Genomic DNA, 23,491 nt, shown 5'->3' with positions numbered 1-23,491 from the left:
CATACATTCAGAACCTACTCTTTTAATTATTTCAGAATGAAAGTAGCAACTGTATTGAATAGTTGCTACTTACTTTTCATAAATGAATGTACTCTGTTCCCTAAACGCAAATTCCCGGCACAATTTCAGAGCTTATGATTCCTTTAGGAGCCAATGAATTGCTGTTTTATAGAAGTATCATTGGGCTATATCAATATTTAAAATAAAGGTACACTAGGAATCCATATTTTATAGATTACTTAATGGTTGTGGGATGCGTCAGCGATTCTATTTTGTTCTTTTTATAGCTATGAGCTTTTTGATGAGTGAAGCCCTTGCAGCGAAGCCGTTTACTTTTAAACAAGCCTTAGAAATTGCGTATCGTAACAACCCTGAATTACAAGCGGAAATAGAGAAAGCACAAGCAATGCGCGGATACTTTATTCAAAGCGGTCTCTATCCTAATCCACAACTGACCTTAACTGCTGAAAATTTCGGAGGTTCGGGTTCTTATTCAAGCTATGAGGCTGCAGAAACTACTGCTTCTGTGACCCAACCTATTCCTTTAGGGAATCGCTTGGGCTATTTAAAAAAGGCCACCTATGCTGATTATTTAGCATCCTTAGCACAAATCCAGGTTCAAAAAGCCACACTTTATATAACAGTTGGAGTTGCCTATGTTGATGCATTTTATGCAGGGCAATGGCGTCAAGTGACTAAAAAATTAGTTCGCCTTAATCAAGATATTGTGGCTGCTATTGAGCGACGCGTTAAGGCAGGTGCTGGCGCTGAATTAGATTTACGCTTAGCACAAGTACGTTTAGGCGAGGCTCGTATCCAAGAAAATAAGGCAGTACGAGATGAGTTGGCGCAAAGGGCCAAATTATCTCGGTTGTTAGGTGATGGTTTAAGAATAGAGCGACCGTTAATTGATAAGGGATTTCCTGATGTAGAATTAAAGTGGGATAAGTTGTTAAAGAAACTACCACAAAGCCCACAGCTGCAACAAATGCAATTACAACTTCAAGCCAAACGTGCAACTATTACAGCCGTTAAAAAATCGGTATGGCCTGATTTAAATATCCAACTTGGCGGGCGGCATTTTTCAGATGATGGGAGTAATGCTGCAGTGATGTCTGCTTATGCACAAGTTCCTGTGTTTGATCGAAATCAAGGAAAAATTCTGACTGCGGAAGCACAATACACGCAAACGGCCCATGAATACCAAGGAACCCGATTGGATGTTCGACAAAACACCTATACTCTGTTCTTACAGGCTCAACAAAGTGAGTATGAGGCAACACAAGTCACTCGCTCATTATTGCCTTTAGCACGTAAATCAATCAAATTGGCTCAAGAAGGTTATCAAATGGGACGTTATACCTATATTGAATTATCCCTCTCCCTTAATACGCTCTATGAAGAAGAGCGTCACTACCAACAAGCCCATGCTGATTACCATAAGGCATTGATTCAACTCACTGGACTTTTAGGATTGCATCCTACTAAGGAGAGTAAATGAAATTTATAAAAATATTCATTCCCTTTTTATTTCTATTTGTTTTTTTGTTTGGAACAAGTTCTTTTTCTCTGTGGGCTAGTGAGAATAATCAAGCAGAAGACGAGCAGCATGAAATTGAAAAAGGACCTCAGGGCGGTCGACTTTTTAGAAAAGGAGATTTGGCGCTTGAATTGCTGCTCATTGAGCGTGGAATGCCTCCTCATTTTCGTGCTTATATTTACCAAAAGGGAAAAGCAATTTCTCCTGTACACACCCAACTCACCATACAACTAACCCGGTTTAATCAAAAAAAAGAGAGAGTTACCTTTGTTCCTGTTGATAATTTTTTACAAAGTAAGCAAGTGATTCAAGAGCCTCATTCCTTTGATGTGTCGCTTAAATTAGCCTATTCTGAAAAATCCTACAGTTGGCATTATTCAGCTTATGAGGGCCGAGTAAAGCTTGCCCCTGCCATGCTTCAAGCCGCAGAGATACAAACGGCAACAGCACAACGCCAAACCATTAAAACACAACTCAAAGTAGTGGGGAAAATTACTCCTAATCGCGACACAATGGCTCCTATTTATGCACGTTATTCAGGGATTATTAAATCCATGAATAAAAATTTAGGAGATGAAGTAACTAAAGGAGAGCTATTGGCAATCATTGAAAGTAATGAAAGTTTACAAAATTACAACATCACTGCGCCTATTACCGGTACCATAGTGCAAAAATATGCCACTAATGGTGAGTTAGCGCAAAACACCAAACCTATTTATGAAATTGCTAATTTAAATAATGTCTGGGCTGATTTCACGTTATATCGCAAGGAAGCGCCGTTGGTAAAACAAGGGATGAGTATTATTGTAATGGGCGATGAGGGAACACCCAAGTCGACCAGTAGCATTTCTTATATAGCACCTTTAGGGATTGAAGACACGCAAACGACTTTAGCGCGGGCGGTTCTCCCCAATGAAAACCGTCTTTGGCTGCCTGGTATGTATGTAAATGGTGAAATTATAATCAAAGAGAGAATAGTGCCGGTAGCAGTGCGACTTTCTGCACTTCAGCGTATGGATGAACAAGACGTGGTCTTTGTGCAACAAGGAGATTATTTCGAAGCAACACCAGTAGCGTTGGGGCAACGAGATGAGCAATGGGTTGAAATACTATCAGGGCTTGAAGCAGGACAGTGCTATGTGACTAAAAACAGTTTTTATATTAAGGCCGAACTTGGCAAAGAAGGCGCAAGCCACGAGCACTAAGGATCAAAGATGCTGGAAAAAATCATCCGCTTTTCTTTAAAACATCGCTGGTTTATTCTGTTGTTTACGCTCATTATTGCTCTGCTTGGGATTTACAATTTTCACAGGCTTCCTATTGATGCGGTTCCTGATATTACTAATGTTCAGGTACAGATTAATACGGAAGCGTCTGGCTATTCTCCTTTTGAAGTAGAACAACGCATTACTTTTCCCATTGAGTTAGCACTGAGTGGGTTACCTAATCTTGATTATACTCGATCTCTATCGCGTTATGGGTTATCACAAGTTACCGTCGTTTTTAAAGACGGGACAGATATTTATTTTGCTCGGCAATTAATTAATGAACGCCTACAAGAGGTTAAAGATAAATTACCGCCCGAAGCAGAAACAACCTTAGGCCCCATTTCTACGGGACTAGGTGAAATTTTTATGTACACGATCACCAATAAGCCGAATGTACCTAAAGCCCAACGTTATAATCCCACGGAGCTGCGTACAATTCAGGATTGGATTATTAAGCCTCAATTGCGCAATGTAGAGGGTGTTGCTGAAATCAACACAATTGGGGGTTATGAAAAACAATTTCACGTTACCCCTGATCCGGCGAAATTGGTCCGTTATAATTTAGGCTTAAATGAGGTGGTTGATGCGCTCCAACGCAATAATGCAAATGTGGGGGCAGGATATATCGAACATAATGGAGAGCAAAACCTTATTCGAGTTCCTGGACAAGTGCAAAACATACCTGATATTGAAAATATTGTCATCGCCAGCTTTGAAGGCACGCCAATACGAATTCGCGATGTAGCTCAAGTGGGCTTAGGTACCGAGTTACGCACAGGAGCTGCTACTGAAAACGGCCAAGAGGTGGTATTAGGCACTGTGTCTATGTTGATGGGCGAAAACAGCAGAACTGTTTCTGAACGAGTGGCTGCTAAAATGAAAGCAATCAACAAGTCACTTCCTGATGGAGTGGAGGCGACCACCGTTTATAATCGTACGGTATTGGTGAATGCCACGATTAATACGGTGAAAAAGAACTTATTGGAAGGGGCATTGCTCGTTTGTATTATTCTCTTTTTGTTTCTGGGGAATATTCGCGCAGCACTGATTACGGCGATGGTGATACCTTTATCCATGCTACTCACTATTACAGGTATGGTGACCAATAAAATCAGCGCTAATCTCATGAGCTTAGGTGCACTTGATTTTGGTTTAATTGTAGATGGTGCAGTGATTATCGTTGAAAACTGCATGAAACATTTAGGCGAAAAACAACATGAGGTAGGGCGTCTTTTACTCCTTGAAGAGCGTTTGAAGGTGATTGCCTATGCCACTACGGAGGTTATTCGACCCAGTATTTTTGGGGTTTTTATTATCACGGTAGTTTATCTTCCTATCCTGACGTTGACAGGGGTGGAAGGAAAAATGTTTTTGCCTATGGCTGAAACAGTCATTATTGCCCTTATGGCTTCAATGCTATTTGCATTAACTTTTGTCCCGGCTGCGATTGCAATTTTTTTACGAGGGCAGGTACAAGAAAAGGAAAATAAGCTCGTTCATTATATTTCTCAAGGCTATGCACGTATATTACGGTATTGTTTTCACGCTCGAGTATGGGTTATAAGTGCTGCTGTAGCCTTAGTGATGATTAGTTTTTTAATTGTTTTTCGTATGGGAGGGGAATTTATCCCGAGCCTTGATGAAGGCGATATTGCGATGCATGCCATGCGTATTCCAGGAACGAGTCTGACCCAAGCCATAGAGATGCAAGACTTGGTTGAGCAACGTGTGCGACAATTTCCTGAAGTCAAAACAGTATTTGCGAAGCTGGGGACCGCTGAGGTGGCCACTGATCCTATGCCACCGAATGTTGCTGATACCTTTATTATTTTAAAATCACGGAAAAACTGGCCTGATCCTAAGAAAACCAAACAAAAACTGGTACAGGAAATTGAAGAGGCGGTGAAGCAAATTCCAGGTAACAATTACGAATTTACACAACCTATTCAAATGCGCTTTAATGAATTAATTTCAGGAGTGCGTAGTGATGTAGCTGTTAAAGTATTTGGCGATGATATGAATACTTTATTGGATATTGCTGAAAATATCAGTACTCAACTTAAAAAAGTACCTGGGGCTGCAGATGTCAAGGTAGAACAGGTAAGTGGATTGCCTCTGTTAACCGTAGAAATTAATCGTGATGCCTTAGCGAGATATGGCTTACAAATTGGCGCAGTCCAAGATGCTATTGTGATTGCCACAGGTGGAAAAAAAGGTGGAGAGCTTTTTGAAGGAGATAAACGATTTGATTTAATCGTTCGGTTGCCCGAGTCTTTACGTTCAAGTCCTGATGTATTGCGACAGATTTTTATTCCATTGCCTCCTACTAAAGATGGTGTACGTCATTATATTCCTGTAAGTGAAGTGGCCAAAATGGTGCGTAGTGAAAGTCCTAATCAAATCAGTCGTGAAATTGGCAAGCGACGTGTAGTAGTGAGTGCAAATGTTCGTGGTATTGATTTAAGTTCATTCGTAAATGATGCCAAACAACGTATCGAACAAAATCTTAAAATACCCAGTGGTTATTGGATTACTTGGGGAGGACAGTTTGAACAATTGCAATCCGCTTCTCACAGGTTGCAAATAGTCATTCCTATTACATTAATTGGAATTTTTCTACTGTTGTTTATGAGTTTTGGCAATGTAAAAAATGCATTATTAGTATTTTCAGGTATTCCTCTTGCTTTAACAGGTGGGGTATTTGCCTTGTGGATCCGTAGTATTCCTTTATCGATTTCAGCAGGTGTTGGATTTATTGCTCTTTCTGGAGTGGCTGTATTAAATGGCTTAGTAATGATTACCTTTATCAATAAACTGCACGAACAAAAGAAATTTTATTTAAAGGACGCAGTATTGCAAGGTTCTCTTATGCGTCTTCGTCCCGTGTTAATGACTGCTCTTGTTGCCTCATTAGGTTTTGTCCCTATGGCTTTGGCAACAGGGACCGGCTCTGAAGTACAAAGACCTTTAGCAACTGTCGTGATTGGTGGGATTTTGTCATCGACGTTTTTAACATTACTTGTTTTGCCCGGATTGTATTATGTATTTCATCAACGTCACGGCAGACATCATCCAAAATGAAGTAGGCACTTTATAAATAAGCTATCGTTTTAACAATTTATCGAGTAAAATGTCTTTTTGTGGACATTTTGTCTCCATGCGTGCTATAGTATAATAAAAGTACGAGGAGTTTACTATGCAAACTAATACCCGTTCTTTACAAAACATACCCGATGAAATTGTATGGAAGTCCTTAACTAATCTTGTAGATCGTTTTGATTTAAAAGAAAGTGAAGCCCGCATTTTAATGGGGGATATGCCTCGTTCCACCTATACTTCTCATAAAGCAAAATTAAATAGAGATCAAAAAGAGCGTGTTTCTTACCTTTTAGGAATTTATAAATCGTTACGTATTTTGTTCGAAGATGGGGAGCAAGCTAGAACATGGATTAATCGTAAAAATAATTTACCTCCTTTTAATGGCTTAACTCCAAAAGAATATATGCTGGAAGGGGGAATGGTTCGTCTTGCAGAGGTAAGAAAATTTCTGGATTTTTGGAGGGGCTATTAGGATGTATCCCTTTATTAATTTTAATGAAAAGGTTTATAGACTGATACCTTCCAAGTTTCCACCAATCACTTTATTTGATTGGGCCGATTCTGCAGAAGAGCTCGAACAAATTGCTCTTCTTGAGGGGCTGACTAATGAAAGAATTCTTGCAGAGTATGGGAAAATAAATTTGATAGATAAAGAGGATTGGCTCAGCGGCCCAGGAGCGACTCCTGTTATGGCTGCGTTTACACATACTGGATTTGAATCACGATTTAGTGATGGTAGTTTTGGTGTTTATTATGCTGCCTCATCACTTGAAACAGCAATCAAAGAAACGAGCTTCCATCGAGAAAGGTTTTATAGTGCATCAAATGAAAAACCGTGCACTATATCCATGAGAGAGTATATTGCGAAGATAAAAAAGCCCTTAATAGATATTACCAATAAAAAGTATGAAGGCTTATTAAATTCAGACCCAGCTTATTATAAGAAAAGTCAGGAGTTTGGAAAAAAAATTCATGAAGAAAAATACTGGGGTTTACTTTATCCAAGTGTAAGAAATTTAAATGGTCTGTGTATGGCTATATTCAGACCTCCCGCACTTACTCTACCTATGCAAGGATGTCATTTAAGATATATTTGGGACGGTGCACGAATTTCTGAAGTTTATAAAGAAAGTAAAATAACAAATATTTAAAAGATATTAGCTCACGCCAATTATGGATAAGCGATGGAATTAGGATTTCGAATCGCCGGCGCCGAAGGAGCTCTGAGCGAGTTTATCCGTAAATTCACAAGATCAATTAAAGTAGGCGGTAAACTCTTCCGTTGAGTTTGCCTAAAGCTGCTTTTTTAAAAATCAGTGGGGGCCTTTTAAATTATTTATAGATGTCCTCACCATATCTTTTTTAGTAATATGTCCTTAATAGCACGACGAATTTTTTGTTCAGGACGTGGTTTAATTAATGAATTAAACAATAAAGAGGTGGACTTGTGAAAATATTCTTCACCCTCAGGTGAGTCTTCAGTATAAAAGTAATTAAATACACAACATCTAGGTGCATTACATAAAACGGGATTAACTGCATGCCAAGCTGTTCGACTTGCTCCCATTACCACTAAACGATTAAAAAAATTCGGAACAACAATGCAATTCTTTATTTCTTCATCCCATACTTCGTAATTACCACCATTTTCGAGTTTCCAATTCGGAGAAACATAATAAAGTAAATTTACTGCCTGATAGAGCTTTCCATCCACATCATGCGAACTGTCTAGATGAGGATTTATATAATGACCCTTAAGTAGAGTGCTAATTCCACCAGCAAGACGTGTTTTATCAGGAACTTGATTTTTAATTTCAGTTATTTCTTCAACTACAGAAATAACCTTCGGATCTTGAATAGCAGAATGAAGATCTTGCAATAAACTGGATTCCCGCTTTACATAGCTATATTTTAACTTTAATTCTCCATAATTATTTAATAAGCGCATTTGTTTTGGCTTAGGAAAATTTTCATATATTTTTTCTGCAATTTCAGTCGGTAGAAGATTATCAAGAGCGAAAAAGTGAGCAACTTTTATGGGATGTTCAAAGAAAAATTGCTTTTTCAAATCGTCTTTAGCTTCATTCAACCTTTGTACTATCAAATCGGTTAATAAGTTTTTCATATTTATACTTCCAACAATTGAATAACCATTGAATAAGGGCAGCGGAGGTTATTCTATATATAATAGAACATTCTCAGCAAAAAACCTGAAGAGTAGAAAGATTATGGCTAATCATCGAATTTATTGGGTTAGAACCGACACATTTATTGCCCAATTTGTAACACTACTTAGGCCAAGTTAATAAGATAACTCCAAATAAAATAAATAAAGAATGCATGCCTTTATCCAACCAGGATATTTTTTCTGATGGATTTGCTCGCTGTTTTGGTAAGGTAATCATCAGGGCGATACTAATTATTCCCCGAATAAGGATGCCAAACAGACAAAATAGGGAGCCGAGTACAAAAATTTGATATTTCGCATCAGAGGCCTCAATGGTGATACATTGTGGTAAAATGGCTATAAAAAAAAGAAGAACTTTAGGATTCAAAAGATTAATCACTACACCTTTGCAAAAGATAAAATAATCTTTGCTGGTTAAAGAGAAATTGTTTGCTGGTTTTAATGTTTGCTTTTTTAAGGCCGATACTCCAAGATAAATTAAAAATAGAGCGCATAAATATTTGGCTCCTATCAAAAAGAAGGGAATTTTAAGCAGCAGAACGGTTAAGCCAAGGGTAGCCGCTATAGTATGCATAAAAGTACCACACTCAATTCCGAACAGCGACAATAATGTCCTGCGGCTATTCTTTTGCATACTGTGATGCATTACGTAAAACATCGCTGGGCCAGGCATTATATTTAATAAAATAGCCATCATTAAAAAGTAAGTCATTTTGTTATCCTTAACAGTAATGGATTGTTTGAAACAAGGCAGCCAGACTATTTGAATCATGCGCAATTTGACTGCTTGGCTCATCCGTGCACAATGCCCTGGCGATAAGATTCGCAATAATTTTCATTTCAGGTTCCTTCATGCCTCGGCGCGTCATTTCAGTGGTTGCTAATCTTAAGCCTGTGAGTAAAGTAGATGCTGTTCCAGGAACGAAAACAGGATTTCCAATGATGTCACAGTGCTCTAATCTCCTCGTGGCACGCCACCCTCCTGCATACGCAGTCATATCAAGGAGGACTTGATGAGATTGAGTAAACCCCTTTTCTTTTGCCCAAACCGTCATCCCATAGGCATCTAAAGATTGAGCCAATGCTTGGGCATTTTTAATAACTTGTGACATGTACGCATTTCCATGCTCTAAAAATTCCAGTGCGGTTAGCCCTAATGCGGCAACACGATTTAACTGGTACGTACCGACAAAACCTGGGAAGATCAATGATGAAAAATGCGTATTAAGCGTTTCATCATTCCATAACAAAAGTCCGCCTTGAGGGCCACTGAATGTTTTTCCCGTGGAGCCACTCACTACGTCGATTTTTTGTAAAAAAGGATTGGTAAAGCATCTTCCGGCTATTAATCCTAATTCATGGGCTGCATCGTAAAAAACCCTGGCGCCGTGCTGGTGAGCAATGGTTTGTATCGCTTGCAATGGCAGCTCAAATAAAGACACCGATAATCCCAGACTAATCAGTGTGGGATGATACTGGTCAACCAATTGTTCCAGCCGGTTTAGATCAATGCTAAGGTTATCCTCCAAAAAAGGCATAGGTATTACATGGAGTTGTAATAACCCCGGCATACTTTGTTCACTATGACTTGAATCCCCGCCTTGTTCCGGCATAACAGCAATGACCGTATCGCCTGGTTTGGTAAGGAGAGAATAGACCACTTGACAAGCCTGGGTGCCGCCAATAAGCCGAAAATCACAAAATTGGCATTGAAAGAGTGATTTGATGCTCTCATAAGTATAAGCTTCCATTTCATCAATCCACTGAGTTGCGGCAAAATAACGCTGCTTCGCTCCAATATGGCCTCCTGCTGTTCGTATACATAGATCGCCAGACAATAAAGATCTTGCTGTTGGACTCAACGGACCTTCTGCAGCAACCAAATTGATACACCGCTGCATGCGCCATTCTTGATTACAATGGATAGTCTCTATAAAGTGATGGCGCTTATCGGCAAAAGTAGGGTAACGCAATAATTGCTGCTTTGCCCGCTGTAAAACAGCGGGATCAGCCAGTTTGACTTTATGCGACATGACGAGCCGCCGTTGCATTCACATTATCCCACCAGCGGTCATCCACCTCATGAGAACTTTTATTCGTATCACGGATACTTGCCCAAGTCATATTCAACATGATTCTCGTTGCATCGTAGCGTAAGGGAACCGTGCGGTGCAAAGTGGTGTCCGCTTTTAAGAGATACACATCACCGGGAACAAAAGAATAAGTATTAATAGGATGATCGCAAAGGTATTGATAGACATCAGGTTGCTCTTTATCCCAACTGGTATGAGGAATACACTGCAACATCCCACCGCAATCTACTGGCGGCATTTCTACAATCCAAATTAAAGCATAACCATAATCGCCCCAATGCCACCCATGAGTATCACCACTGAACTCTTGTTTGGTGATGACAAATTTTTCATCTTCTTTCACATCGGTGAAAAGCGGCTCTTGACAAAGCATCGCCAAAAATTGCAATAATGCCGGCGACTCTCTGACTGCACTTAAGAAAGTGCTATGTTCTGCAATGAGCTCGCTTCGGACCACGCTTAAATAACGCGGGGTATTGTCGGTGGTTTTTAAAATCAAATCACGGCGTTCGGCATATTTTTTTAATAATTGATGGATTTCAGCATGAACAAGCGTTTTAAGCTCATTGCTAACCACATCAGGTATTTTAACCATCCCTTGTTTTAAGAAAGTTTCACTTAATTTGCGTATTTTTTTAGGTGAAAACGTCTCTTTTGTATGCTTGGAAATTTGCTCGTTTAACATATCCATATTGTCCTTTTGTTGTTGAAAACCAGGATATTTTTTATTTTTTTTCATTTGTAATCAATAGCTTATTTCAGTAATATATTATTTCATTTTTGCAATAATCGATGTGGTATGATTTCTGAGATTCAAGTGTTTATACAAGTGGTTGATAGCAATAGTTTTTATAAAGCAGCAAATGTGTTAAATATTTCTCCTGCATCGGTCACTCGAAAAATTGCTAAATTAGAAGCTTCCCTGGGTGTCACTCTTTTAAACCGTAATACCAGGCGATTTTCATTAACGAGTTATGGCGAGTATTGTTATCAACACTTTCAAATGATTACCGGATTAGTGTCGGAATTGCACCAGAGTATTGCGGATAAAATTAAATCGCCCAAAGGCACGCTTCATCTCAGTATTGCTGCCTATTCAGGCTACATGGAATTAATCCCCATTATTTCGGGATTCATTAAAAAATTCCCCCTGATTAAAATTAATTATTTCAAAAGTAATATTTATCCCGATTTCATTGAGGATACTTTTGATTTTTATTTCCGTTACAAAGAAGTTCACACCCGCACCTTACAATCCCAAAAGCTTATTGATCATCAGTTAATTTGTTGTGCTTCACCTCATTATCTCCAGCACCATGGGATACCTGAACATCCTCATGATTTGATTCATCATAATTGTATTATTCATCAAATTAATTTATATGAAGGCGAAATCTGGGATTTTGAAGAGAATCATCAATTAATCTCTGTCACTGCTTCGGGAAATTTACGCGTCAACAATTCTGCTTTAGCATTGGAGGCTGTTATGGAAGGCATAGGAATTGCTCGCCTCCCGCACTATTTTTTTCAAAATCATCTCCACAAAGAGGAGTTAGTGGAAGTTTTAGCAAACTATCGTTGCCCACCGCTCACTGTGTGGTTAATTCATCCTCGTAACCAATATATGTCTTATCACCATAAAATTTTTATGGAATATCTTGTTGAGGCCTATCGCTGTTTAAATAGCAAAAATACTAAAACATTTATTGACAAATAATCGGGTAATTACTTTCTTCCTCTCTCGAGGTGTAGCGGTGAAAAATGCCCGCAACACTATTCCCTTCGAGGAAACTAATGAGCCCATAGAGTCATTAGGCCTGAAATAAGCGGATTTATTTTCTAAATTTTATTTTTTACTTTCTCTATTATTCATTAAAGAAGCGGCACCATCAATGTACTTAGGCCGCTTAAAGCGATAGATTAGGTCAAAAGTCTTGTCAGGGATTTGTTTAAAGAGCGGAAGTGTTCAATTGTTTAACCGTGACGCTTATCAGACGAATACAGCTCCTCTAACCAAAGCAGCAACATCTCTTCTATGCTCTTAGTTTTAATATACTTTTTATTTTTAAGCTTCCATTGCATTAATTTTCCAGTCTTTAGCCATTCTAAGATTTGAGGGTGAATATAACTTGTTTTGCAAATAGTAGGTGTATGTCCTAATAAGGTAGCAACTTCCAGCAGGCTATTTTTTATATACTTCATTCTTATATTTTTATCTAAGAGAGAAATAACACGTGAAAAAAACTCTCTCGTAGCAATCCAAGTTCTAAAATCTTTTGCTGTAAAGTTATGTTGGGTTAGGGAATATAAGTATTCATTCACATCTTGAGAAGTAATAGTCTGTATGCTCTTTTGTTCATTATAATATTTAAAAAGTTTATACCCTGGAATGTTATCGCACCGCTTTAAAATTTGAACCATATTTTCATCTGTTACTTCAAAATTCCAAAGGTGTTTATTTTTTCCTAAGAATTTAAATGAAACGAATTTTTTCTGATACTTTATATGCTTTTTTCTAAGGGTAGTAACTCCATAGGTTTGATTGCTTTTAGCATAAATGTCATTTCCTATTCTTACTGAGTAATTGTCAATTAAAAAAAGTACTGCACAAATAATTTGACTCTTATCGAGAGTAGGCGGCTTATGAATTTCATCATTAATTTTCTTTCTTAGTAAGGAGAGAGAATAACCAAAATCTAACAATGATCTAAACTTACATTCTTGTCTTTTCTCTACCCAGAGAGGATGATAAATATATTGTTTCCTCTTTTTACTATCATGCCCTATGGCTTGAATATGTCCATTTCCATTAGGGCATATCCACACATGAGTATAGGCAGGAGGAATGGCGAGTAATCTTATGCGTTCTAAAACTTTTGGATCACTTATTTTTTTACCTCTAGAGGTGTAATAAACAAAGCCTCTTCCCTGTTTTTTTCTTTGAATTCCACAGCATTTTTTCATGTCTATTGAAGAGATAGTGTCCATTTTATTCATAAATTTATTTTTGTTTCATCTAGTTCAATAAGTCTTCTTAATCTTATAGCCTATTGTCCTAAATAGAAATATTTTAATTATGAGTATGAGGAGTAATGGAATGTTTACAATTGAGCATTACAAATCAATTTTTGAGGATGATTCACATGAAGAACATAGCAAATGAACCTATTTTTATTGATGAAACTGAAAATTCAGCAATTAATACGGTCATAAAAAAAGGGATAATTGATTATAACGCTCCATTTTTTGGCGCGAATCCTTCCCAGCCATTTACCATCTATATAAAAGATATTCAATCAAACGTTATTGCAGGATTAACGGGTTTTTATAAAGGAAAATATACGCGTGTTGATTTAGTATGGATTCATGAAGACTTTCGTCATCAGGGATTAGGTAGAAAATTAATTTTGAAGCTTGAAGAGTTCAGTAAAATAAAGGGGTGTCGCTACATTCAATTGGATACTTTTGATTTTCAAGCACGCCCTTTTTATGAAAAATTAGGATTTAAATGTATAGGCACCGTATCAAAATGGGTTGAAGATAGGGATTGTCACTTTATGAGAAAAACCCTGTCCTAATTAATAGGGGTCCGGCTAAGAATAATATACCGGGAGCATTTAGGCCTAGCTATTTACGTCACAGCACCAGTTTAGAGCCTGAACCTAGCTTAGGAATTCCCAATCACTCTGCGGAGCTTTGCCTAAATTGTTGCGGTAAAGTACAGACAAGTACTTCGAAAAACCTTGGTATATAGACTTGCTATGAAGCTGCTTCCCTTTTTAATGTTCTATGCAAAAGTTGAGTATAGATGGGCGCATTTTTTGCTAACTGAACCACTGTGGTCGAGGTCAAACAGGTAATCATTAATGGCAATATCAATAAATAATTTTGTGTCATTTCAACAACAAGAATAATGCCTGTAATCGGTGCTCTTATAGAAGCAGCAAATAGGGCCCCCATGCCAGTCACTGCAAATACCCCCGGATGAATATTTATCTCACTTGAAACTGCTTGAAGAACATGCGAAGCAGCTAATCCTAAAATAGTCCCTAAAGCTAACATGGGCGCAAAAATACCACCAGGTACACCTGTGCTGTAACACAGTAAAGTCATAATAAAGCGGATTATAAATAACATCATCAAGACTGAAAAATCAGGATAAGCAATTAAAGCGTGTTCAATAATGTGATAGCCACCGCCAACAACATTAGGCTGTTTATAGGCCAAATATCCAACTGTGAGCCCAATAATTAATACATAAATGTCTTTCATCCATGGCTTTAGCTTATCCAAACTGTAGAGTAACTTCATTAAGAATGTATTAAAAATAATGCCTATTACACCTACAATTAAGCCAAAAACAAAGAAAATCCAAAGCGATTGAAGGCTTGCTGGAGTAAAGACAACCATTTTAATATCAGGCTGAGGCCCAATAATGATATGCAACATGATGGTAGCAAACACACAACATATGGCGACTGTTTTAAAATTTGTAAAGGAGAAATTAAATTCACTACGCATTTCTTCAAGTACAAATAAAACACCAGCAAGAGGCGCATTAAATGCTGTAGCAAGGCCTGCTGCAGCACCTGCAGCTATAAGGGAGTCACGCCTTTTTCTTGTTAAGGAGAAGCACTCGCCTAACATTTCACCAAGGTTACCGCCAATTTGAATAGTAGGCCCTTCACGCCCAAGCACCATTTTAGAACCAATTGATAGGACTCCACCAACAAATTTTACAGGTAATAATCTACGCCAAAAAATCGGACGCTTATGAAGCAAAGCCCCCTCAATTTCCTGAACACCACTTCCTGATGCTTCAGTTGCAATCCATTTTACTAATGCCCAGGCGATGAAAACCATGACCATCGTGGTCAGTGCAGAAATGATACCGATGTTATAACCTTTTGATCCTGCGAAATTAAGCCAGCTGATTAAAGCATTATTTAACCAATGGATTGCCAGCTGAAACAATGAGCCCACCGCTCCTGTTAATAAACCTAATAATATCGAAAGCAAGTAAAGTACTAAGATTTTATCCCGCATTAGCCTTAACCATCCTGGAAGAGTAATGAATAGAGTTTACATGATGTATCTGCTTCTTAAATGGATACTACAATGGATAGGCGATATGAGCAAATAGATGTTTAAAAAATCGATTTTATTTTGAAATGCAAGAATTATACAATTGGGTTGACTTATACTCTAAAAGCCGTTCAATAAAAAACCGATCATCTTTTTTGGCTGATGCGGTAATTAGTTCATAAAAACAAATAGCCTTAAATCTCTAGAGTTCATTTTTTTTGTTGAGATGGGATTTTTTACTATCAATATCTGAATATAAAATAACCTTATTTCTTTCATGTGCTTTTGCAAAATACAAAGCCTTGTCAGCAGCCTCGATCAACTCCATTGCAGTACGCCCATGAGTTGGATAGAGGGCCAATCCTATGGAAATGGTAATGGGACCTACGTGTTGCGCTCCATATTTTATTTGAAGTCGAGAAACAGCCTGCCTAATGTGTTCGGCACGTGCTTTGCTCGTTTCTTCGTCGGTATTGTAAAAAGCCACAATAAACTCTTCTCCACCATAGCGAGCTGCAATATCGCCAACACGAATATCTTCTTGTAATATTTTACCGAGCTCTTTTAAAGCAACATCTCCTGCATCATGACCGTAGGTATCGTTTATTTTTTTGAAGTGATCTAAGTCTAACATTAAGAGGGCAATAGGGCTTTTTGTGCGCTCGGATTGATGAATTTGTTTTAAAAGAAAATCTTCTAAGTAACGACGATTATATAATCCGGTTAATGGATCTCGCATTGATTGATAACGGAGATTTTCTCTTAGGCGTACATTCGCAAATGCTAGGGCAGTTAATTCAGAAAAAGCGGTAATTATGAGTTGCTGATTTTGCGAAAATGCAATGGCAGGTTCCTGGGGAATTTCCATATATAATAAACCGTAAATATCATTTTGAGCCATTAATGGAATACAAATAAATGATAAAACGTGTTCACCGGAGGCGTTCACATGGTTGCAAATTAATTCATTACGAGAATGGCTTACCTGATGCATCCTCCCTAAGCGAATTGCCCAGCACTCATCGGGGGTGAATATTGTTTCTTGAGTATTTGGTGAACCCCAACTTGCTGCAATTTCTAGATAGTTTTTTGATGGGTGCATGACATATAAATAACCACTCGCAAAATGAAGCATGCGTTGACAATATTTTTTCATCACATGACATAATTCTTCCTGAGAGCTGCAAGCAAGCATAATATCACTCATCTCAACAAGAAGGGTTATCTGTTCGTTTTTATCTTGTAAAGCCTGTATTCCTTCATTCAGTTTTTTGTAAGACTCTTTCAGCTCGAGTTGCTCTTGAACATGTTTGGTAACATTACGAATAATATGTACCGTTCCATTGATTTCATTATTTTCATTTTGAATCACGCTGGATGTAATTTCATAAACGTTATGTTCTTTATTGATCTCAAATTCAATATTTCGTATAAATTCGCCGCCTTTTAGGAATTCTTTCCACTGTTTTATTAATTTATTTTTTGAGTTAGGGCTATCCTTAAAAATATCATCCAGGGTCATACCAATGGTTATGGGTTTGCCAAATAAACGCTTAAACTCACGCTCATATGCTTTGTTTAACATAATGTAGCGATACTTGTTATCTACAGCAGCAATCATATCCGTTGCCCCTTCTAAAATGCTTCTTAATTGGTTCTCAATATTTTTTCTGCTATGTTCCTCGGAGAGACTTCTTGATAGTTCTTTATTTGCTAAAATAAAAGCGATGATTAAACCGCATATGCTAACTACCCTGCCTAGAATAATGGCAATATTAGTCATTTTAGCACTATTGATCGCGAGCTGGTTTCTTTCATTTAATAGGACGAGTTCAACGGACTTTATTTCTTGAGCAACGCCCTTAATTTGATTGGAAAGGTCATGCTCTTGAAGTAAAAAGTTCATTCCTTCTGAGGTATGAAGCTTGTTATCCATTTTTAATTGAATGATTTGATTTAATTGCGTGAATCTTTGATTGGTTAAGTCGAGAAAATGAGACGCTCGCTTTGTTTGCTCTGAATTATCTTTAATTGAATCGAGTAAATTATCAAAATCTTGTTTTAAGTTAAATTTGACTTTATTAATATTGGCTATGAACTGTTTATTACCAGAGAGAAGATAGGCCTCTTGCTGCGAGTCAATATCGAGAATGGCTATGAGTATTTTATCGGTAGCTTGAATAACTTTATAAGTATGAGTAACCCAACTATTAGCGTCGAACATTTTATTCAATTCACGATAGACTAAAAAACCCATGCTTGATACAAGAGTAAGTGCAAGGATAAAAATAGCGTAAAGTAAAAATTTGCTAAATTTAGAAGTTAAGATGCCTTTGTTGTCCATAACAAATTATTAAAAGTGTTCCTCATACAATTATACATCACTATTTCTTAGTTCATTGAACTGCGATATTTAATAGTAAATTTTGTGTTATTTACAATAAGTTAGCCCTCTTATCCTATGGTAATACACAAAGTTATCCACAGGATGGGAATGATTTAAAAAAAGGCAATTATAAAAAATAATTAATTTTCAATAAGTTAAAAGGATATGTGCATTCATTATGAAAGAGCGATATAAAGTTATTCACAATTAATAAAAGTGAGTTATCTAACATCAACATCATCAATTCTGTGTTAAAATCACTTTGCAATATAACATTGCAATGGTGAAATAGTGATATTAATACAATGAATGCAAAAACAATGAATGATGTATCTGAACGAAAACTAATAGCCGAATTTACCGAAAAAGCTTATCTGGATTACTCCATGTACGTTATCTTAGATAGAGCTTTACCTCATATTGCGGATGGATTAAAGCCAGTACAAAGACGCATTGTTTACGCAATGTCCGAATTAGGGCTAAAAGCTACGGCCAAATATAAAAAATCAGCGCGCACCGTTGGGGATGTATTAGGCAAATTTCATCCCCATGGAGATAGTGCCTGCTATGAGGCTATGGTACTCATGGCGCAGCCCTTTTCCTATCGTTATCCTTTTGTGGACGGACAGGGAAATTGGGGTTCTCCAGATGATCCTAAGTCTTTTGCTGCAATGCGTTATACGGAAGCTCGATTATCCCGCTATGCTGAAGTTTTATTAGCAGAACTTTTACAAGGAACTGTGGATTGGGTTGATAATTTTGATGGCACCTTACAAGAACCCTCATTGCTGCCAGCACGCTTACCTAATATTTTATTAAATGGGGCAACAGGCATTGCCGTAGGGATGGCTTCTGATATTTTACCTCATAATTTAACAGAGGTTGCTAATGCATGTGTGCACTTATTAGACAATCCCCAGGCAGATTTAGCTGCGATCACCCAATATATTAAAGGGCCAGATTTTCCTACTGAGGCTGAAATAATTACACCACCTGAAGCAATTAGTGCCATGTATGAAACAGGAAATGGCTCTATAAAAATGAGAGCAGTGTATAACCAGGAAAAACAAAATATAGTGATTACTGCATTGCCTTATCAGGTCTCAGGAGCCAAAGTATTAGAACAAATCGCGCTACAGATGCAACAAAAGAAATTGCCAATGGTTGAAGATTTACGTGATGAATCAGATCATGAGCATCCAACGCGCTTGGTCATTGTTCCTCGTTCCAATCGTGTTGATATTGAAGGGTTAATGTCTCATTTATTTGCTACTACCGACTTAGAACGAAGTTACCGTGTTAATTTCAATATGATAGGACTTGATGGTAAGCCAAGAGTAAAAGGGTTGATTGAGATTTTAGCTGAATGGTTAGTATATCGGATATCTGTAGTAAAAAGACGCTTGGAATATCGCCTGGCAAAAGTTTTAGATCGTATTCATGTACTCGAAGGCTTACTTATTGCTTATCTGAATATCGATGAAGTTATTGCCATTATTCGTGAGCATGAACAGCCCAAACAAGGATTAATAGCTCGCTTTAATATCAGTGACCGTCAGGCAGAAGCCATTTTAGAAATGAAATTGCGTCATTTAGCAAAATTAGAAGAAATCAAGTTGCGAGGAGAACTGGACGAGCTTTGCAGTGAACGAGATAATTTGCAGGATATTTTAGCTTCAGAGCAGCGCCTAAAAAAATTAGTGAAAGAAGAAATTATTAATGACAGAGATGAGTTTGGTGATGTTCGTCGCTCACCCATTATTGTTCGTCAAGAATCACAAGCATTAAAAGAAGAAGATATTTTACCTAATGAGCCTATTACAGTAGTACTTTCAAAAAAAGGATGGGTTAGGGCTGCAAAGGGGCATGATATAAATGGTTGTGAATTAAGCTATAAAGCAGGCGATGATTTTAAAGCGCAAGCAATAGCGCGTTCAAATCAACAAATCCTCTTTTTTGATAGCGAAGGAAAAGTTTATTCTTTGCCGGGACATGTGTTACCTTCGGCACGTGGGCAGGGAGAGCCTTTAACCGGCAAACTTAATCCAGCTGAAGGAGCCGTGTTTGAAGCTGTAGTAGGGGGTGAAGCAGAGCAATCCGTACTATTAGCGAGTGATGCTGGGTATGGCTTTATTGCGAAAATTGGTGATCTTTATGTAAAAAATCGTAACGGTAAAGCTTGTATTAAGCTTCCTGGAGCGAGTCATATTTTACTCCCGCGGCTACTCCCTAAACATGATGAACTTTTCATTGCTTGTGCCACTAGTGCTGGTCGACTCCTTATTTGTTCTACGAAAGAAATTCCAGAATTGTCGCGTGGAAAAGGAAATAAATTAATTAGTATTCCTGCTGCTAAAGTAGCCTCACGCGAAGAATATGTGATTGATGTACAAGTGTTAACTGCTGACGATACACTTACTGTCCATGCAGGTAAACGACATTTTACCTTAAAGGGGGCTGATCTTGAGCATTATAAAGGTGAACGTGGGCGTAGAGGGAACAGATTGCCGCGCGGCTTGCAAAATGTAACTCAATTACAAGTTATTACCGCTGATTCTAACTCTTAGAAAAATGAGCCTTATAAACGACGGCAACAGCTAAGAGTTAGTCCGCGTGAAAGGTTTCTCAGTGACAAGATCATCCTCTTGGGATAGGGCATTTTGCTCAAGATGGATCAAATGTAATTTTTGGGTGAGCGGTATGGAGGATTCCGCCGTTTTAGCAGCCTAGCGTTCGCTATCAGATGAAAGTAATATTCTGTTTCTAAAGCACTTCACTCTTGCTGGTTACCTTTAATGAGATGCGCTACATACTAAAATATTGTCCAGAGATGATCTATTAAATAGTCCCTAGTAATGATACAGTACCGAGACCTAATAATAGCTAATGCCCATGATGGGGAGCACATTTCAGAGGGAAATATTAGCACTTATGTTAAAGATTTTTATTCTTGCCATTACTCTGATGCTTAGTGCTTGTATGGTTGGGCCTAATTATAAGGAACCAATAAAGCCAGTTGCAGCACATTGGCCCAAAAAAAACGCATCGGTTAAAGAAACTCCATTCAAAGATACTAAATGGTGGCAGGTATTTCATGATCCAGTTCTTACCTCTTTAATTTATCAAGGTTATCATAACAATCTAACCCTGCAGACTGCTGGAGTGCGGGTTTTGCAAACGAGAGCATTATTAGCTCAATCCGTTGGAGAGCTTTATCCACAGCAACAAGCGGTGGTTAGCAATTTTACTTATTACCAAATTGGCGGTAGTGAGTTGCAATCTGTTTTGCCTTCCTCTTTAGAGACTTTATCATTGGGATTTTCTGCGAATTGGGAAATTGATTTTTGGGGTAAATATCGACGAGCCATTCAGGCTAATGATGCTGTATTTTTATCCTCTATTGCTGCTTATGATAATGCTTTAGTCACTTTGACTGCAGATGTTGCCACTACTTACATCAAAATTCGTATGTATGAAAAAAAAATTAAGGTAACAAATCAAAATATCGTAGTCCAAAGAGAGGGGTTAAATATAGCTCGGGCTCGTTATAATGCAGGTCAAACCAATCTTATTGATGTAGAGCAAGCTCAGACGGAGCTTTCACAAACAGAGGCTTCTCTTCCACCTTTAGAAAGCAGCCTTGAACAACAAAAAAATGCGCTTGCCCTTCTATTAGGTACGGTACCCAATGGGGTTGATCATCAGCTTAAGAAAAGTCGAGGAATTCCCATCGCTCCTCCAAGTGTGGCTGTAGGTATTCCTAAAGAAACATTAGCAAGACGACCTGATATTTATCAAGCACGTTTAGAGGCAGTTTCTCAATCTGCCAAGATCGGTGAAATAAAAGCCAATCTTTTTCCAGCACTTGCATTGAATGGAACATTTTCTTTTTCTTCCAACAATATTGGTTCAAATTCTCTTTCCGATCTTTTTCAACCCTCTAATCGGAATATAACGGCGGGCCCCAGTCTGACTTGGCCAATTTTGAACTATGGACAAATTACCAATGCCGTACGAGCACAAGATGCTGCTTATCAGCAGGCTTTATTAAGCTATGTCAATTTGGTTTTAAAAGCCCAACAAGAAGTACAAAATAGCATTACTGCCTATATCGAGGCTAAAAAAGCGGAACGGGCGCTAACAACAGCAAATACTGCTGCAATTAAAACCCTAAAATTAGCAATCATACGGTATATGGAAGGGGAAACAGACTTTACTCCAGTGCTAAATGCAGAGCAACAACAGTTGAGTGTGCAGACATCCCTAGTTAGTGCCCAAGCAAACATTCCCGAAGCATTAGTATCTCTTTATCGCGCTCTTGGTGGGGGTTGGGAAATTCGAGGTTGTAACGATGTTGTACCGCAACAAATAAAAGCTGAAATGGCTGCACGAACCAATTGGGGTTCTTTACTCAAAGAGAACAATCATATGGCACCCCGAACTAAAAAACAAAAAATAAAAGAACTTTATTTACCTAATTGGTAGATGTCACCGAAATGAAGACAGCAGCCGCTAGGTGTTTTATGGATAAAAAAACAATGACTTCCAGGGTATGCTTTACCCAGGCTACATTAAGAAAAATTAAACAAAAATGGTATTGAGCATGAACTTTAATAGAGATTCAACATCAGTCAAAGTTGTAGCAATAATTGCGATTTTATTTTTTATTTATTTATTAGTGCATTTTTTTAGTAAAAGTAATGTACCTGCTATTCCTTTGCCCAGGGTTGTTGTACAAAAACCAAAACTTGAAGAAATGGTGGAGTATGTGACACAAACAGGGACCATGGTGGCTTATAATTCAGTCAATTTGGTGGCGCGTGTCGAAGGTTATCTTGACTCAATTGAGTTTGTAGACGGGACATTTATCAAAAAAGGAAAGGAATTATTTGTCATTCAGCCTGAACCTTATTTTGAACAATTAAGAGCAGCTAAAGCTACAGTAGCTGCACAAAAAGCCGCGCTTGCCTATGATAAATCAGAATATGCCCGCCAACAAAGAATGTACAAACAACACGCTACTTCATTAAACGAGGTAGAGAAGTGGTACGCTAAAACGTTGGAACTGGCCGCAGAAGTTGATAAAGCAGAAGCTGATGAAATAAATGCAGCAATTAATTACAGCTATACTCATATTTTTGCACCATTTGATGGACGAATTGGCCGTCATTTGGTCGATGTGGGTAATTTGGTTGGACATGGGGAAGCCACAAACCTTGCAACTATCGAGCAGATTGATCCCATCTATGTGTATTTTAATTTAAATGAGCTTGATTTAATTAAATTAAGAGCTGCAGCACGAGCTCGAGGATTTAAACCTAAAGATATTCATAAAGTTCCTGTTGAAGTGAGTTTGCAAAATGAAACAACTTTTAAATATAAAGCTACCTTGGATTTTGTGAATACGGGGCTTAATGCTTCTACAGGAACTATGGAGCTACGAGCTCTTTTACAAAACAAAAATTATGTTTTTGTCCCTGGTCTCTTTGTAAAAGTGAGAGTAGCGATCTCAGAGCCTAAAAAACAATTAACCGTGCCTGATACAGCAGTACTTTATGACCAAATTGGCTCGTACTTATTGACAGTGGATAACAATAATGTAGTGGTATTAAAACATGTAACTTTGGGCAGTCAAGAAGCAGGAATGCGTGCTGTGATCAAGGGCCTGGACCCACAAGATAATGTTATTGTTGATGGTCTGCAAAACGCAACCCCTGGCAATAAAGTTCAGATACAACAACCAGCAGCAACGAATGTTAATAGTGAAGCAAGCAATAATGCAGGTAAGTAAGAAAAATTTTGTTCAGTTAATTGATACAAAACGTGAGAAGA

The 23,491-nt window shown here is 38.0% G+C and carries 17 protein-coding genes; 10 read left to right on the top strand and 7 right to left on the bottom strand.

The genetic code is table 11. The features are described 5' to 3' along the window. Positions 1 to 253 precede the first annotated feature (253 nt). The 5 genes from DYH34_RS17405 to DYH34_RS17385 all read left to right on the top strand — a co-directional run bounded on the left by DYH34_RS17405 (position 254) and on the right by DYH34_RS17385 (position 7,058). Positions 254 to 1,501, top strand: a complete 1,248-nt coding sequence (locus DYH34_RS17405; protein ID WP_058464261.1) for a TolC family protein — start codon at positions 254 to 256, stop codon at positions 1,499 to 1,501. After that, a complete protein-coding gene (locus DYH34_RS17400; protein ID WP_058464262.1) occupies positions 1,498 to 2,745 on the top strand; it encodes an efflux RND transporter periplasmic adaptor subunit in 1,248 nt (415 codons plus the stop codon). Before DYH34_RS17405 ends, DYH34_RS17400 begins: the two co-directional genes overlap by 4 nt. A 9-nt stretch (positions 2,746 to 2,754) precedes the next feature. Continuing rightward, positions 2,755 to 5,889 (top strand): efflux RND transporter permease subunit, encoded by a 3,135-nt coding sequence (locus DYH34_RS17395; protein ID WP_058464263.1) that lies wholly within the window; start codon positions 2,755 to 2,757, stop codon positions 5,887 to 5,889. 115 nt (positions 5,890 to 6,004) lie between these two features. After that, complete coding sequence (locus DYH34_RS17390) at positions 6,005 to 6,379, top strand: antitoxin Xre-like helix-turn-helix domain-containing protein (RefSeq protein WP_058464264.1); 375 nt, start codon at positions 6,005 to 6,007, stop codon at positions 6,377 to 6,379. A 1-nt stretch (position 6,380) separates the two neighbouring features. Beyond that, positions 6,381 to 7,058: an RES family NAD+ phosphorylase gene (locus DYH34_RS17385; protein ID WP_058464265.1), complete on the top strand. Its 678-nt coding sequence runs from the start codon at positions 6,381 to 6,383 to the stop codon at positions 7,056 to 7,058. Positions 7,059 to 7,255: 197 nt separating this feature from the next. Here DYH34_RS17385 and DYH34_RS17380 read toward each other — a convergent pair whose 3' ends face one another. The 4 genes from DYH34_RS17380 to DYH34_RS17365 form a co-directional block, all read right to left on the bottom strand. Then, positions 7,256 to 8,032, bottom strand: a complete 777-nt coding sequence (locus DYH34_RS17380; RefSeq protein WP_058464266.1) for a 2OG-Fe(II) oxygenase — start codon at positions 8,030 to 8,032, stop codon at positions 7,256 to 7,258. 163 nt (positions 8,033 to 8,195) lie between these two features. Next, entirely contained in the window at positions 8,196 to 8,807 is a 612-nt protein-coding gene (locus DYH34_RS17375) for a LysE family translocator (RefSeq protein ID WP_238589452.1), read from the bottom strand. Between the two features lie 10 nt (positions 8,808 to 8,817). Beyond that, complete coding sequence (locus DYH34_RS17370; protein ID WP_058464268.1) at positions 8,818 to 10,128, bottom strand: aminotransferase class I/II-fold pyridoxal phosphate-dependent enzyme; 1,311 nt, start codon at positions 10,126 to 10,128, stop codon at positions 8,818 to 8,820. Next, entirely contained in the window at positions 10,118 to 10,927 is an 810-nt protein-coding gene (locus tag DYH34_RS17365) for a HalD/BesD family halogenase (protein WP_238589453.1), read from the bottom strand. Before DYH34_RS17365 ends, DYH34_RS17370 begins: the two co-directional genes overlap by 11 nt. Before the next feature lie 60 nt (positions 10,928 to 10,987). On the opposite strand from DYH34_RS17365, the gene DYH34_RS17360 reads away from it, so the two are divergent. Next, positions 10,988 to 11,905, top strand: a complete 918-nt coding sequence (locus DYH34_RS17360) for a LysR family transcriptional regulator (RefSeq protein WP_058464269.1) — start codon at positions 10,988 to 10,990, stop codon at positions 11,903 to 11,905. Between the two features lie 257 nt (positions 11,906 to 12,162). On the opposite strand, the gene DYH34_RS17355 is transcribed toward DYH34_RS17360, so the two are convergent. Beyond that, positions 12,163 to 13,185 (bottom strand): DNA topoisomerase IB, encoded by a 1,023-nt coding sequence (locus tag DYH34_RS17355; RefSeq protein WP_238589454.1) that lies wholly within the window; start codon positions 13,183 to 13,185, stop codon positions 12,163 to 12,165. A gap of 146 nt (positions 13,186 to 13,331) precedes the next feature. Between DYH34_RS17355 and DYH34_RS17350 the strand changes: the two genes are divergently transcribed. Next, positions 13,332 to 13,766 carry a GNAT family N-acetyltransferase gene (locus tag DYH34_RS17350; protein ID WP_058464348.1) on the top strand — a complete coding sequence of 145 codons (435 nt, stop codon included), beginning with the start codon at positions 13,332 to 13,334 and terminating at the stop codon, positions 13,764 to 13,766. Positions 13,767 to 13,947: 181 nt separating this feature from the next. Here the strand turns inward: DYH34_RS17350 and clcA are convergent, their stop codons facing one another. Together clcA and DYH34_RS17340 are read right to left on the bottom strand one after the other, a co-directional pair. Beyond that, the gene (gene clcA, locus DYH34_RS17345) at positions 13,948 to 15,234 is read right to left on the bottom strand and encodes a H(+)/Cl(-) exchange transporter ClcA (RefSeq protein ID WP_058464270.1); all 1,287 of its coding nucleotides are present in this window, start codon (positions 15,232 to 15,234) and stop codon (positions 13,948 to 13,950) included. Positions 15,235 to 15,475: 241 nt separating this feature from the next. After that, positions 15,476 to 17,617 carry a diguanylate cyclase gene (locus DYH34_RS17340; protein WP_058464271.1) on the bottom strand — a complete coding sequence of 714 codons (2,142 nt, stop codon included), beginning with the start codon at positions 17,615 to 17,617 and terminating at the stop codon, positions 15,476 to 15,478. A gap of 347 nt (positions 17,618 to 17,964) precedes the next feature. Between DYH34_RS17340 and parC the strand changes: the two genes are divergently transcribed. From parC to DYH34_RS17325, 3 genes are all read left to right on the top strand, one after another. Next, complete coding sequence (gene parC, locus DYH34_RS17335; protein ID WP_058464272.1) at positions 17,965 to 20,226, top strand: DNA topoisomerase IV subunit A; 2,262 nt, start codon at positions 17,965 to 17,967, stop codon at positions 20,224 to 20,226. A gap of 364 nt (positions 20,227 to 20,590) precedes the next feature. Continuing rightward, positions 20,591 to 22,144: an efflux transporter outer membrane subunit gene (locus DYH34_RS17330; RefSeq protein WP_058464273.1), complete on the top strand. Its 1,554-nt coding sequence runs from the start codon at positions 20,591 to 20,593 to the stop codon at positions 22,142 to 22,144. A 106-nt stretch (positions 22,145 to 22,250) separates the two neighbouring features. Further along, the gene (locus tag DYH34_RS17325; protein ID WP_058464274.1) at positions 22,251 to 23,450 is read left to right on the top strand and encodes an efflux RND transporter periplasmic adaptor subunit; all 1,200 of its coding nucleotides are present in this window, start codon (positions 22,251 to 22,253) and stop codon (positions 23,448 to 23,450) included. Positions 23,451 to 23,491: the final 41 nt, after the last annotated feature.

This window comes from Legionella cincinnatiensis (assembly GCF_900452415.1).
GTDB classification, from domain to species: Bacteria; Pseudomonadota; Gammaproteobacteria; order Legionellales; family Legionellaceae; genus Legionella; species Legionella cincinnatiensis.
The sequence above is the reverse complement of the archived record's forward strand: the minus strand, read 5'-3'. Positions and strand labels throughout refer to the sequence as shown.